The sequence below is a fragment of the Mycoavidus sp. B2-EB genome (assembly GCF_014218255.1).
Lineage (GTDB): Bacteria > Pseudomonadota > Gammaproteobacteria > Burkholderiales > Burkholderiaceae > Mycoavidus.
Map to the genome: position 1 here is coordinate 1,565,498 of NZ_AP021872.1, position 13,507 is coordinate 1,579,004.

General features: G+C 50.4%; 13 protein-coding genes. 7 read left to right on the forward strand and 6 right to left on the reverse strand.

Going from position 1 to position 13,507, the window contains the following annotated elements; genetic code table 11:
* Nucleotides 1–136: 136 nt before the first annotated feature.
* The gene (gene mnmA / locus MPB2EB_RS06940) at nucleotides 137–1,228 is read right to left on the reverse strand and encodes a tRNA 2-thiouridine(34) synthase MnmA (RefSeq protein WP_185181607.1); all 1,092 of its coding nucleotides are present in this window, start codon (nucleotides 1,226–1,228) and stop codon (nucleotides 137–139) included.
* A 152-nt stretch (nucleotides 1,229–1,380) separates the two neighbouring features.
* Here mnmA and MPB2EB_RS06945 point away from each other — a divergent pair, with 152 nt between their 5' ends.
* The 4 genes from MPB2EB_RS06945 (at nucleotide 1,381) to MPB2EB_RS06960 (ending at nucleotide 4,984) form a co-directional block, all read left to right on the forward strand.
* On the forward strand, nucleotides 1,381–1,929 hold the full coding sequence (locus MPB2EB_RS06945) for an ATP-binding protein (RefSeq protein WP_185181608.1): 549 nt from the start codon (nucleotides 1,381–1,383) through the stop codon (nucleotides 1,927–1,929).
* A 28-nt stretch (nucleotides 1,930–1,957) separates the two neighbouring features.
* Complete coding sequence (locus MPB2EB_RS06950; protein WP_185181609.1) at nucleotides 1,958–3,106, forward strand: Re/Si-specific NAD(P)(+) transhydrogenase subunit alpha; 1,149 nt, start codon at nucleotides 1,958–1,960, stop codon at nucleotides 3,104–3,106.
* 106 nt (nucleotides 3,107–3,212) lie between these two features.
* On the forward strand, nucleotides 3,213–3,563 hold the full coding sequence (locus MPB2EB_RS06955) for an NAD(P) transhydrogenase subunit alpha (RefSeq protein ID WP_185181610.1): 351 nt from the start codon (nucleotides 3,213–3,215) through the stop codon (nucleotides 3,561–3,563).
* Entirely contained in the window at nucleotides 3,560–4,984 is a 1,425-nt protein-coding gene (locus MPB2EB_RS06960; protein ID WP_185181611.1) for an NAD(P)(+) transhydrogenase (Re/Si-specific) subunit beta, read from the forward strand. The genes MPB2EB_RS06955 and MPB2EB_RS06960 overlap by 4 nt, the downstream gene beginning before the upstream one ends.
* A gap of 10 nt (nucleotides 4,985–4,994) precedes the next feature.
* Here the strand turns inward: MPB2EB_RS06960 and MPB2EB_RS06965 are convergent, their stop codons facing one another.
* Nucleotides 4,995–6,275, reverse strand: coding sequence for a class I SAM-dependent RNA methyltransferase (locus MPB2EB_RS06965; RefSeq protein WP_185181612.1), 1,281 nt, complete (start codon nucleotides 6,273–6,275; stop codon nucleotides 4,995–4,997).
* 239 nt (nucleotides 6,276–6,514) lie between these two features.
* On the opposite strand from MPB2EB_RS06965, the gene MPB2EB_RS06970 reads away from it, so the two are divergent.
* The 3 genes from MPB2EB_RS06970 to MPB2EB_RS06980 all read left to right on the forward strand — a co-directional run bounded on the left by MPB2EB_RS06970 (nucleotide 6,515) and on the right by MPB2EB_RS06980 (nucleotide 9,705).
* Nucleotides 6,515–7,924 (forward strand): amino acid permease, encoded by a 1,410-nt coding sequence (locus MPB2EB_RS06970; RefSeq protein WP_185181613.1) that lies wholly within the window; start codon nucleotides 6,515–6,517, stop codon nucleotides 7,922–7,924.
* Nucleotides 7,925–7,976: 52 nt separating this feature from the next.
* Complete coding sequence (locus MPB2EB_RS06975; protein WP_185181614.1) at nucleotides 7,977–9,365, forward strand: KamA family radical SAM protein; 1,389 nt, start codon at nucleotides 7,977–7,979, stop codon at nucleotides 9,363–9,365.
* 127 nt (nucleotides 9,366–9,492) lie between these two features.
* Entirely contained in the window at nucleotides 9,493–9,705 is a 213-nt protein-coding gene (locus MPB2EB_RS06980) for a hypothetical protein (RefSeq protein ID WP_185181615.1), read from the forward strand.
* 189 nt (nucleotides 9,706–9,894) lie between these two features.
* On the opposite strand, the gene MPB2EB_RS06985 is transcribed toward MPB2EB_RS06980, so the two are convergent.
* The 4 genes from MPB2EB_RS06985 to lptE all read right to left on the reverse strand — a co-directional run bounded on the left by MPB2EB_RS06985 (nucleotide 9,895) and on the right by lptE (nucleotide 13,497).
* Nucleotides 9,895–10,320, reverse strand: coding sequence for a CopD family protein (locus tag MPB2EB_RS06985; protein WP_185181616.1), 426 nt, complete (start codon nucleotides 10,318–10,320; stop codon nucleotides 9,895–9,897).
* Nucleotides 10,321–10,539: 219 nt separating this feature from the next.
* Nucleotides 10,540–11,811, reverse strand: a complete 1,272-nt coding sequence (locus MPB2EB_RS06990) for a glutamate-5-semialdehyde dehydrogenase (protein ID WP_185181617.1) — start codon at nucleotides 11,809–11,811, stop codon at nucleotides 10,540–10,542.
* Complete coding sequence (gene holA, locus MPB2EB_RS06995; RefSeq protein ID WP_185181618.1) at nucleotides 11,801–12,898, reverse strand: DNA polymerase III subunit delta; 1,098 nt, start codon at nucleotides 12,896–12,898, stop codon at nucleotides 11,801–11,803. Before holA ends, MPB2EB_RS06990 begins: the two co-directional genes overlap by 11 nt.
* A gap of 41 nt (nucleotides 12,899–12,939) precedes the next feature.
* Entirely contained in the window at nucleotides 12,940–13,497 is a 558-nt protein-coding gene (gene lptE / locus MPB2EB_RS07000; RefSeq protein WP_232534518.1) for an LPS assembly lipoprotein LptE, read from the reverse strand.
* Nucleotides 13,498–13,507 lie beyond the last annotated feature (10 nt).

A 13,507-nucleotide genomic window follows, 5' to 3' on the forward strand; every position in this document is an offset into this window, starting at 1 on the left:
AGCATTGGCGTGGATAAACCATCGGATTCTACTCAGGTATCTAGCTAATTACGGGGAACAGGTCAGCTCTCAGCAAAGGCAAAATTACAACACGCTTAAAATATGCAAAGCAAATGCATTTCAGCAACGTCACGGTCTAAACATTAACCCGATCAATAACCCCTCCGCCCAGGCAAATATCACCGTCATACAATACGGCGGATTGCCCAGGCGTCACAGCCCATTGCGCTGCATTAAAACGCAACGCAAAATGATCCTTCTCGCTCCCCTCTACAACACATTGCATATCTGTCTGCCGATAACGCGTTTTAGCGTGGCAGATCAACCTATCCGACGGCGGCTCACCCGCAACCCAACTCGCATCGCTCGCCTGTAACGTTAAGCTCGTTAACCATGGATGATCGTGCCCTTGCACAACATAAAGGGTGTTCTGCGCAAGATCTTTCGTGGCCACAAACCAGGGTTCACCATTACCTTCTCGGCTACCGCCCAGTCCAATCCCTTTTCTCTGCCCGAGCGTGTAAAACGCTAGCCCAATATGCTCACCCACTACGCGCCCGTCGGGCGTTTTCATTGGGCCTGGCTGATGCGGCAAATAGCGGTTCAAGAACTCTCTAAATGGCCGTTCGCCAATGAAACAAATCCCGGTTGAGTCTTTTTTCTGCGCATTAGGCAAGCCAATTTGGGCGGCAAGCTCGCGCACTTTAGTTTTGGGCAATTCGCCTAAAGGAAAAGCCGTCCGCGCCAGTTGGTGTTGCGTCAGCCGGTGTAGAAAATAGCTTTGGTCCTTCGAGAGGTCATGGGCTTTGAGCAACTGAAAACTGCCACTCGCTGCCTGCTGCACGCGCGCATAATGGCCGGTGGCGATTTTTTGCGCACCTAAAGCAAAGGCATGATCCAGAAAAGCTTTGAATTTGATTTCAGCATTGCATAGTATATCTGGATTGGGCGTGCGCCCCGCGGCGTATTCGCGCAAAAATTCAGCAAATACACGATCTTTGTATTCCGCGGAAAAATTAACCGCCTCAAGATCAATCCCAATCAGATCAGCGACGGATACAACATCCAGCCAGTCCTGGCGCGTTGAGCAATATTCATCGTCATCGTCATCTTCCCAATTTTTCATGAAAAGACCGATCACTTCATAGCCCTGTTGTTTAAGTAGCCAGGCCGCTACCGATGAATCGACCCCACCTGACATGCCTACTACGATACGTTGCTTAGTCATAACTTATTACTTCAATCAAGGCCTTTTATGGCAAATTATTTCTCCAGCCATCATTTATGGCGTTAAAAATATTCTTACATAAAAGGGTATTCTTATGCTCATCCAGTTCACCTATAAACGACCCGCATTAGCCCATAGCGTGCGATAGTCTCATGGGCGTAGGGATTGCCAATTCACGTTCTGGCCTGTTCTTGGCTGGGCCACGACGGGTTGGCAAAAGTACTTTTCTTAACGAAGATCTGATTCCGCAGGCTCAAGCGCGCGAATGGGTCCCCATTTATGTTGATCTATGGCCAGACAAAAATACCCGTCCAGCTACACTCATTGCTGAAACAATCAAAGCTAAGATCACTTCCTTTGACGGCATCATTGCCCGTTTAGCAAAAGCGGCAAAACTCGATAAAGTCGCGGTGATGGGCTCGCTTATGCTAGATTTTCAACAATCCGGCTTGCCGCCAAACACCACCTTGGCGGACGCGTTACGCATTTTGCACCATATTACTCAACAACCGATTATTTTAATCGTAGATGAAGCGCAATGCGCACTCACCACTGAAGCTGGGTTAAACGCTATGTTTGCGCTCAAATCCGCGCGCGATCTTATGCACTTGAAGACGCTAGTTTTGCGGAATGGTTTCAGCATCACCATAAGCCAATATCGGATTCCGTTCAATCCAGTTAGAATACTTAAAACACCATAATCTGATTCACATACCAAGGAAAAATAAAATGCATATTGGTATCCCGCTGGAGACCTATCCAGGTGAGACGCGTATCGCGGCGACGCCTGAGACCGTGAGCAAACTCGTGGCTCAAGGGCACCGCGTCACAGTACAAAAGAGCGCCGGTGCGCGCGCTTGGTTCAGTGATCAAGCGTTTCTCATGGCTGGCGCTGAGATCGGTGAGGCACATACTGTATTCGCAGCTAATCTCGTACTTAAAGTCCACGCCCCCAATCCAGCTGAACTGGCTTTGAGCAAACCGGGCTCAGTCTTAGTGGGCATGCTTAATCCATTGAATACTGAGCAGGCGGAGCGTTTTGCCCAAGCCGGCCTGACCGCTTTCGCACTAGAAGCCGCCCCGCGCACGACCCGCGCCCAAAGCCTTGATGTTTTATCGTCACAGGCTAATATCGCCGGTTATCGCGCCGTGCTTTTGGCGGCTTCATTGTATCCCCGGTTCTTACCTATGTTGATGACCGCAGCCGGCACCGTGCAAGCGGCGCGGGTCTTGGTCCTTGGCGCGGGAGTCGCAGGCCTACAAGCCATTGCAACCGCAAAACGGCTCGGCGCGGTGGTAGAAGCATCCGATGCCCGTCCGGCGGTGCAAGAGCAAATAGAATCGCTTGGCGCAAAATTTATTAGCGTGCCGTACGCAACCGACGACGAGCGTGCTGCCGGAGAAGGCAGTGGCGGCTATGCGCGGCCCATGCCGGCCAGCTGGTTGCAACGCCAAGCAACGCAAGTACAAGAACGGATACGGCAAGCCGACATTATTATTGCGACCGCACTGATTCCAGGTCACCCTGCACCTATATTAATCAGCGAAGAGACGGTCAAAACCATGCAACCCGGTTCCGTAATTGTTGATCTGGCCGCTGGACAGGGCACCCCATCGAATCCGGACGCAGGCAATTGTGCTTTGGCCGAGGCGGATAAGGTCGTGACTCGCCATGGCGTACAAATTGCCGGCTATACCAATTTACCCGCACTCGCCGCGACGGACGCGTCTACGCTTTATGCGCGCAATATACTGGCGTTTCTAAAACTCATTATTGATTCAAGCGGCGCATTGGCGATTAATTTGCAGGACGAAATTGTGGCCGCGACACTCCTGTGCCATGCTGGCCAACAATTAAAACCCGCTCATAAACCGTAAGCCACGGTTTTTCAGTCTAAGGCGCACGCTGATGATGCGCCATCCAATAACAGCTCATACGCTTTGCGCTTAATCTGGAGACTCAATTTTGTCATGGAGACCAACAATGGATATGATCAATCACACAACTCTTAATGTGATTATTTTTGTGCTGGCTATTTATGTTGGCTATCAAGTTGTCTGGCATGTCACGCCAGCGCTGCATACCCCGTTAATGGCCGTAACGAATGCTATTTCAGCGATTGTCATCGTCGGTGCAATGCTCGCCACTGCACTCACAAGTAACCCTACTAGCCGGCTCTTCGGCGCGGCCGCAGTGTTACTGGCCGCAGTTAATGTTTTTGGCGGCTTTTGGGTCACGCACCGCATGTTAGCCATGTTCAAAAAGAAAAAGGGAAAAAACCAACTCCATGCACCCCAAAAAATCCGCTCGCTCACCGACCAGGATGCGCAATGAATATGAACCTCGTTACGCTGCTGTATTTGCTTGCATCAGTGTGCTTTATTCAAGCACTAAAGGGCTTATCTCACCCCAAAAGCGCACAGCGCGGCAATCTGTTCGGCATGGCCGGCATGGCGCTGGCACTTCTTACGACCTGTGCGCTCATCGTCAAACAAGCGCCCGTTCTCGGAGCAGGATCGGCCTGGTTACTGGGCGCGCTTGTGGCGGGGGGCGGCTTGGGTATGTTGGCAGCCGCCCGCATTGAAATGACAAAAATGCCTGAACTGGTGGCTGCCATGCATTCATTAATTGGGCTTGCTGCCGTTTGCATCGCCTATGCAGTCGTGGCTGAACCAGCCGCTTTTCTAATTTCAACTACGGAGTATTTGCCTTACAGTCATCGCGCTGAGCTTTTTATTGGCACCTGTATTGGCGCTATGACCTGCTCTGGCTCAGTGATTGCCTTTGGCAAACTCGCTGGCAAGTACCGCTGCCGACTGTTGCAAAAACACCCGATCGTTTATGCCGGCCAGCATCGATTAAATTTGATGTTGGCGCTTACGATGCTCGGTTTTGGGGTGCTTTTCTTGCTCTCGCAAAATTGGTTGCCATTTATTTTAATGACCGTGCTCGCCTTTGCCCTAGGTGTACTGCTGATTATTCCGATTGGCGGCGCAGATATGCCTGTCATCGTATCTATGCTTAACGCTTATTCGGGTTGGGCCGCGGCGGGCATTGGCTTCTCCCTGAATAATCAAATGCTGATTATCTCCGGCGCGCTCGTGGGCGCATCTGGCACCATTTTGTCTTACCTCATGTGCCGCGCGATGAATCGGTCATTTTTAAATGTATTGCTGGGCGGCTTCGGTCAGGAAGCGCCTTCGGCAACTCATTCCGCGCGCATTGATCGACCCGTCCGAGCAGCGAGTGCCGATAACGCCGCTTTTGCACTTGCCAACGCTGAATCGGTAGTGATTGTGCCAGGCTACGGACTCGCCGTAGCACGTGCTCAGCATGCGCTTAAAGAATTAGCCAGCAAGCTCACCAGCCAAGGCATCCAAGTGCGTTATGCAATTCACCCCGTCGCGGGCCGGATGCCCGGCCATATGAATGTGCTGTTGGCTGAAGCCGAAATACCTTACGAACAAGTGTTTGAAATGGATGAGATTAATCTTGCATTTAGCCAAACTGACGTCGCACTTGTACTTGGGGCAAATGATATTGTGAATCCAGCGGCTAGAAACGATCCCCAATCGCCCATTTCAGGCATGCCTATCCTTGATGTGTATAGGGCGCGCACCGTGATTGTCAATAAACGCTCAATGGCAACGGGTTACGCCGGGCTAGATAATGAGCTTTTTTATATGCCTAAAACCATGATGGTGTTTGGCGATGCGAAGCAAGTGATTGAGGAAATGGTTAAAGCGCTAGATTAACCCTTCCAATTTATTCCTTATTTGAGCGCGACTCACGCAGCGAACCCTTGACAAGATCGAAGCGGAACAGCCGGCATTCGATCGGGCCATTGAAAAGCGGAGTCCGCTTTGCTGCGCACAAACGCATTTGACCAGGCAAACTGCGGTCGGAAGTTAAGACGAAGGCTTGCCAACCGGTAAATCTTTGCTTCAGGGCATCGCCCAAAGCGCGAAAGAAATCCTCGTGGGCCTCATCGGTCTGCTCACGGTGAAAAAATTCTCCCCGCTGGGCGTGCTGCGTGTACGTCCCGCGCTCTTGGCTGCGCGCTCGCGACGCTGAGCCACGCACGTCAACCCGCTCGCCATAGGGCGGATTGGCAATGAGGATGCCGGGCGTTTCCGTAGGCGCTGCCATTACGCGCGCATCCACTTGCTTTAACCATAGATTACGCAGTCCTGCCCGTTCTAAGTTGGCCTGTGCTTTGACCAGCATATCCCCCGAAATATCACTGCCAAAAATATTTAACTCTCTAGGCATACGACGCGCTGCATCTCGCGCTTCAAGCGCTGCCGCCTTGAATGCGGGCCATGCGCTCAGATCATAGGACTTAAGTTTTTCAAACGCAAAATGACGCTCGCCTCCAGGCGCTAAACCAAGCGCTATCTGGGCCGCCTCTATGACAAAAGTGCCACTGCCACACATCGGATCATAGAGCGGCACGGCGGGCGTCCAGCCGCTGAGGCGTAAGATACCCGCGGCTAGGTTTTCGCGTAACGGTGCGGCGCCTTTCGCCAAGCGCCAGCCGCGCTTAAATAACGCCTCGCCAGTTGTATCCAGATAAAGCGTGCAATGCGTCGCATCCAGAAAAGCAAACACGCGCACATCCGGCGTTAGGGTATCAATATTAGGCCGTGCTCCTGTCGTGTTACGCAAACGATCGCAGATCGCATCCTTTACACGCAAGGCCGCAAAACCTGAATTACGCAGGTTTGCGGTTTTAAGCGCAGTAAGGTCCACGCGTAATGTTTGTTGCGCAGTGAACCAATCCTCCCAAGGCTGCTCAAACGTAAACGCAAAGATATCGTTTTCATTGTGATAAGATTGTCGTGCTATTTTTAATAGGACGCGGCTGGCGATACGCGAATGCAAGTTCACTGCCATAGCAGCTGCAGATGCGCCGGTAAAATATACCCCGCCAGGTGCAATAGCGCCCACTGTAAGAGGCGTCTGGAGTGCAATTTCACGCAGCTCGTCGGCAAATACTGCCTCCAAGCCACGCGGGCAAGGCGCAAAGAATTCGAGTGAAGGCATAAATTTTGTTAGACTGCGCGTTTCTTTACGCGAAGGCATTATTTTAGTAGGTTATTCACCAGAATAGAGGTAAATCTACTGTTTTTTTTCGCTTTTTCAGGTGAATATATATCGACAGAATTGCATATTCCAGAATTCAATCTATCTGGTTTGGAAGGCTCTGGTTAATTTAGCGTTAGAAAAACCTTGGTGATTCTAGCGGGATGTTCAAAATATTGGAGTAGAAATTGAAAAAAGGCATGACCAAAGCACTGAGCGGCCGAACGGCCACATCAACAGCTCGCGGTACTCTCGATACTGGACTCAAGGAACGCCACGTTGCAATGCTTTCGATTGGAGGCGTAATTGGTGCGGGTTTATTTGTTGGCTCTGGACATGCAATTGCCGCGGCTGGGCCTGCGGTAATCATTGCGTACCTGATTTCAGGGGCACTGGTTTTATTGGTCATGCGGATGTTAGGCGAAATGGCGGTGGCTTTGCCAGATACAGGCTCATTTTCTACTTATGCCGATCATGCGATTGGCCGGTGGGCGGGTTTTACTATTGGCTGGCTTTATTGGTGGCGTAAAGTTTTAGTGATTCCGCTAGAAGCAACTGCCGCAGCCATTATTTTACATTCATGGTTTCCAAACACGGCGACTTGGATCTTTGCTTTAGCCATCACCGCTGTTTTGACTCTCAGTAATTTATTAAAAGTCGCCTATTATGGCGAGCTTGAATTCTGGTTTGCATTGATCAAAGTAACGGCCATTATTACCTTTATCTGCATTGGCTTAGGCGCTATCATGGGCCTCTTCCCAGCAAGCAGTGTGAGCGGCATGGATGCGCTCTTCAGTACCGTGGGGGGCTTTGCGCCAAACGGCTTCGAGGCGGTTCTTGGGGCCATGGTCATCGCCATGTTCAGCTTATTTGGCGCAGAAGTCTCGACCATTGCGGCGGTGGAATCTAAAAACCCTGTCCGGCAAATCACCCGAGCCACTAATTCTGTCATCTGGCGTATCAGCATCTTCTATTTAGCCTCTCTTTTTGTCGTGATTGCGTTGGTGCCATGGGACGATCCGCTCTTGCCAGAAATCGGCGCGTATCAGCGGGTGCTTGAATTAATTAATATCCCCTACGCCAAAGCGCTAGTGGATGTGATTGTCTTCATCGCATTAATTAGCTGCCTCAATTCCGCTTTATACACCGCCTCCAGGATGATTTTTTCGCTTAGCCAGCGCGGCGACGCTCCTGCGGCGATCCAACGCACCACGCGCAATGGCGTGCCAGCATTAGCCGTGTTAGCCTCTACCGCCGTAGCTTTTTTAACGGTCATTGCAAATTATTTGATGCCTAAGCAAGTATTTACTTTCTTGCTTGCGACTTCAGGCGCCATCGGCTTGCTGGTTTATTTGGTGATCGCCATTTCTCAACTGCGTTTGCGCACACGCTTACTCGCTAATGGCAATCAGCTAAAACTTAAGATGTGGCTCTTTCCATGGCTAACTTGGATTGTAATTGTGGCAATTATTATTATTTTAATTGCCATGTTTATCCAGCCGAATCACCGTATGGAGATGATCATTACGGCAGCATTAGCGGTCGTTGTGGCGCTGACGGGTGTATTTGTCAACCGTCACCACGAGGCGCCTAAGTTGCCACAGGATTAAGCTAAATTAAGCGCAATGTTTAAAAAAATCAGACCAAATAGGGGTGTATATCATGACTCAAGAGGTTTTAACTCCACCAAAATTTAAACCCTATACGCGTCAATCGATCCAGCAATCACCGCAATGGGAGAAAATTCCGCTTGAGCTGCGCGAGGCGGTGCTTGTTGTTTCGCGCGTACTCCCCTTTCGCACAAATCAATACGTGATGAGCGAACTGATTGATTGGGATCGCGTGCCAGATGATCCAATTTATCGCCTCACGTTTCCTCATCAAACGATGTTGCCGCCCGCAGAGTACGCTCAGCTCAGAGACTTAGTGCTGATTAAAAAAGATGAGGCGGCCATTGAAGCGCAAGTAAAAAAAATTCGCTTGCAGATGAATCCGCATCCAGCCGGTCAAATGACGCACAACGTCCCCTTGCTAGATGGCGCTCCGATACAAGGCCTACAACATAAATATAAAGAGACCGTGTTGTTTTTCCCCAGCGCTGGGCAAACCTGCCATGCTTATTGCACGTTCTGCTTCCGTTGGCCACAATTTGTTGGCATGGAAGGACTTAAATTCGATGCAAGAGAGTCAAACGAACTCACCGCTTATCTAAAGCAGCATAAAGAAGTCACCGATGTGTTGATTACCGGAGGTGATCCACTCATTATGAATACTCGCTCGCTCACCGAGTATATTGAACCGCTACTGGATGCAGAGCTGGCTCATATTCAGAATATTCGGATTGGCACCAAATCGGTTGCCTATTGGCCACATCGTTTTGTGACCGATAAAGACGCTGACGATTTATTGCGGCTTTTTGAGAAAGTTGTAAAAGCAGGCAAGAATTTAGCGCTGATGGGGCACTACAATCACCCGATTGAATTACGTCAAGAGATTGCCCAAAAAGCCTTAAAACGTATTCTTTCAACTGGCGCGACAGTGCGTATGCAATCTCCGCTGATTCGCCACATCAATGATGATGCTAAAGCATGGGCCGAATTATGGACCTTAGGCGTTCGTCTAGGGGCGATTCCATACTATATGTTTGTTGAGCGCGATACTGGGCCGCATGAATATTTTCAATTGCCGCTCGCCAAAGCTTATGAGATTTTTCAGGCCGCTTATCAAAGCGTCTCCGGCCTAGCTCGTACTGTGCGCGGACCGTCCATGAGCGCTTTCCCGGGTAAAGTGGCAATCGATGGCATCGTTAATATTCATAACGAAAAAGTGTTTGCTCTACAGTTTCTACAAGCGCGCAACCCAGACTGGGTGCGTCGGCCGTTTTATGCCAAATTTGATCCCAAGGCGACTTGGTTAGATGACTTAGTCCCGGCTTTTGGAGAGAAACGTTTTTTCTTTGAGGAAAAAGGGGAAATTCCTACCGATATCAGGTCAGATCCAACCCATTCGGTGATTAGATTTACCCCGCGTGAATTACGTAAAGCATCTTAGATGCCATTTCAAACAAATTAGGGTAGCGCTAACCAGCGATGGAATTGGCTCTCATTCACTTTTACATGTTGTACTCATAGCGTAGCAAAAGCTCCTTCGGGGCCTTTCGCTACGCTTCAATCGATTGTTGTTTGATACTCCGCCAGTTGCTTTACAGCTTGGCGAAACCACGGATGCGCTTGGACGCGCGCTTGAAGAGCTTGCCCCCACGGAGTTGATCATCATCGTTTATTTTCCTTTTTATTGCATTTCTGAAAATTATAGATTTGAACAGATTACAGGCAATAGCTCACGGTACACCTCTTTTGTTTCCCTGCGCATTTTAGCCAAAGGTATTTAGCCTAAAACATCATTTTGAGCGGAGTGTGGTGAAACACGTACAGAGAATTCTTCAAACCCCGAAAATTCCTAAGCACATTTATCTTTTCTGGATTGTGGTGTGCTAAATATTTTTTAAATGATTTTCGATAAGCTGCCCAAAGGCAGCTTATTTTTTCAGCACAATGCCGCTTGTCACATGCAAAACGGTTTAAAACGGTTTAAAAATCACCAAAAGTACGACTGCCAGCAAACCTAATACCGGCAACTCACTCAATCCGCGATACCAGCATGGGTTACGCTTATTGCGCCCTTGCTCGAACGCGGCCAGCAATTTACCGCAGGTAATATGATACGCGATCAAAAGCGCAACGATACTTAGCTTCGCGTGCATCCAGCCATTGCCTGGGCCTTCAAGGCCAATGCCAACCACCAACCATAACCAAAGTCCGAAGCTAAGCGCGGGCACCGCAATAATCGTCATAAAGCGAAAGAGCTTACGAGCCATCAGCAGCAGACGTTTGACTGCTGCGGGCTCGGTTTCTTGTGCGAGGTTCATATAAATACGCGGCAGATAGGCCAAGCCCGCAAACCACGATACAACAAAAACGAGATGGAACGATTTAATCCAAAGCATGAGTATTTTTTAGAAAAAGAGGCCAACTGACAGGTTTTACAATAACCGTAGGCTGTCAGACATAAATTGCCGCACGACACATAGCAAAGATAACCAGGCTGGATATTATGCCAGACCGCTGACCACAGCGGCATATTAGTTTTGCAGTCATTTCAGATAGCGGAATATTCCGGTTCAAACGGACAAAACATCATACGTTTTACCCTATTTCCCCGTTTTTTAGTTCCGTCCTTCGCCATGACCTAAGACAATATACTTTAATGAAGTTAAACCTTCTAGACCAACCGGCCCACGCGCGTGCAGCTTGTCATTTGAGATGCCAATTTCCGCGCCTAGTCCGTATTCAAAGCCATCAGCAAAGCGCGTTGAAGCATTCACGATAACACTTGCCGAGTCTACTTCACGCAAAAAACGTTGGGCATGATCATAATCTTCGGTCACAATTGCATCGGTATGCGCTGAGCCATAAGTATTAATATGGTCAATTGCCGCATCTAAATCGTCAACCATCCGAATCGCAAGAATCGGCGCAAGATATTCGGTGCGCCAATCGGCCTCGGTTGCGTTAGTCAGAGAGCCAATCCCTGCTTGCTCAAGCACGGCCCGACTTTGTGCACAGACGCGTAATGCGACGGCCTTATCCTGATATAAGCGACAAAGTGGGGGCAAAATTTGGGGCGCTATACTGGCTGCAACCAGTAATGTTTCCATCGTATTACATGTACCGTAGCGTTGCGTCTTGGCATTGTCACAAACCCGCAACGCCTTGTTCAGATCCACAGCGTTATCGATATATACATGACACACGCCATCTAGATGTTTAATCATTGGCACGCGGGCTTCACGCATCAGGCGCTCAATCAGACCCTTGCCGCCACGCGGCACAAGCACGTCGATATATTCAGTCATGGTCGCCAACTTGCCCACGGCGGCACGCTCCGCTGTGGCAACCAGTTGCACCGCATCAGCGGGCAAACCCGCTGCCGCCAAGCCAGCACTGATTGAGCGCGCCAGCGCCAAATTACTCTGTAGCGCCTCTGAGCCACCGCGCAAGATCACCGCATTGCCCGCCTTTAGGCACAGCGCGGCGGCATCAATGGTGACGTTAGGACGCGCTTCATAAATGATCCCAATCACGCCAAGGGGCACCCGCATTCGACCGACCTGAATCCCCGTCGGACGGGATTTAAGTTCACTGATTTCGCCCACTGGATCCGGTAATGAAAGCACCTGCCGCAAGCCCGTAATCATGGTGCGCAGCGCTGCATCAGATAACGTAAGGCGATCAATAAAGGCGGCATCCAAGCCTTTTGCTTGAGCCTGCGCGCAATCATGTTGATTGGCTTCTTTTAATAACGCGATGTCTTGCTCAAGCATAGAAGCAATCGTTTCCAGCGCATTATTCTTCGCGGCGGTTGTCGCGCGCGCCATCACTCGTGAGGCTGTACGCGCGCGTTGACCGAGGTTGGTCATGTAGTGATCAAGATCCATAAAAACCATTTTTTGATTGATTGGGCCGCGCTACGCTCATGGCTAGCTCAAACAGGCCGTGCCACGGATCTGCTGGCAGCAAAGCGCTACGCGATTCGGTTGCCCAAAGTTTTACAAGCCCTTTGAGTTGGCGATCTAGGCGCGCCGCAAACGCTAAGCCCGCCAGCAGCGCCGCTTCGTTCAAACGCGCTAACGCAGCCCCAATGAGTTTTTCGCGCGGACCCCATACGCGCTGCTCACGCAACAGTTGCGGCAGCGGCCGGCCAGCTGCGATTCCACGTTTAAGCAGTAAAAGCGTGCGTAGCTCCTCAACCAAGACCCATAATACCAGCATAGGCGCTTCGCCTTCGCCACGCAAACCTTCTAGCATGCTGGTGAGCCGGCGCACATCGCCAGCTAACATAGCCTCACTCAGTTTAAAAACATCGTAACGCGCAACGTTTAATATCGCATCACAGATTTGCTCAGCACTCAATTCACCTGGCGGATAGATCAACCCAAGCTTTTGAATTTCTTGATGCGCGGCAAGTAAATTACCTTCGACCCGTTCTACCATCAACTGCAGTGTGCGCTGACCGGCCTCGCCAGACGCTACCTTTTGGCCCTGAGCGGCTAAGCGCTGGCGGATCCATGCTGGCAGCGCCGCGCGCTCGATACGATCAATGCGGAGCGCCATGCCAGCTTCGAGCAAAGCGGTAAACCACCCGGTTTTTTGTGTGGCGGCATCCAGTCTCGGCAAGATGATCAAAATCACCCTGTCTGGCGAGGACTCGGCAGCGAGTCTTTTTAGAACTTCCCCCCCCTCTTTGCCCGGCTTGCCGCTCGGGAGGTGTAATTCAAGCAATTGACGCTCACCAAAAAGCGACATCGATTGACTTACACCAAGCATTAAGCTCCAGTCAAAACCACGCTCTACTGTAAAAATAGAGCGTTGAGTGTAATCCGCAGCGCGGGCCGCAGCGCGGGCCGCGGCGCGGATTTCGTCCAGCGCTTCCTGTACCAGAAGAGGCTCATCGCCAAACACGATATAGAGTCTTGCAAGCTCGTTACGTAAATGGCGCGTGAGAGAATCAGCACGCAGTTGCATAAGTGTGTTGTCTTAAGCGCAATCGATTATTGCTAGGTCACTTAAAGCGGCGGCGGCGGTAATGGCGCACGCGGTTGCACTACCGGCACAGACTCGTTGACAGGTTTAAGTGCATTGACCAAAGCCAAGCGCCGCATTAATTGATCAATGGCGTCATTTTCCATATCACGATACAGCAATTCAGTTTCAGTTTGCTTAGCGAGTGTGTAGCGGTCACTATATGTCATTGACCGATTGAGTCGCATCATACTGGATGGAACCAATACCATGCCATCTGTGCTCGTTAATGCATAAGTCACGGTGCTAACCAGCTCATATTCTTCAACCACCCCTTGGGCAGTCAAACTTAAAGCGCGCTGATTGCGCGAAGTCGAGATGGATAAAATCACCCCGGCATCGCGCACTTCATCGACTACAAGCGTATCGCTGCCAGCCTGAATCATGCGTTTTAAACGCGCAGTCATGGACGAACTCACCATACCAGAAGGCTCGATATAAAGGCGCTTGAAAGCATAATCCTGCCGTCCCTTCAGCTGAAAACCGCAAGCAGCTAGCAACATGATCAAGACCATCGGCACTGCAGCCAAGCGGACGCTCATCATAAAAACC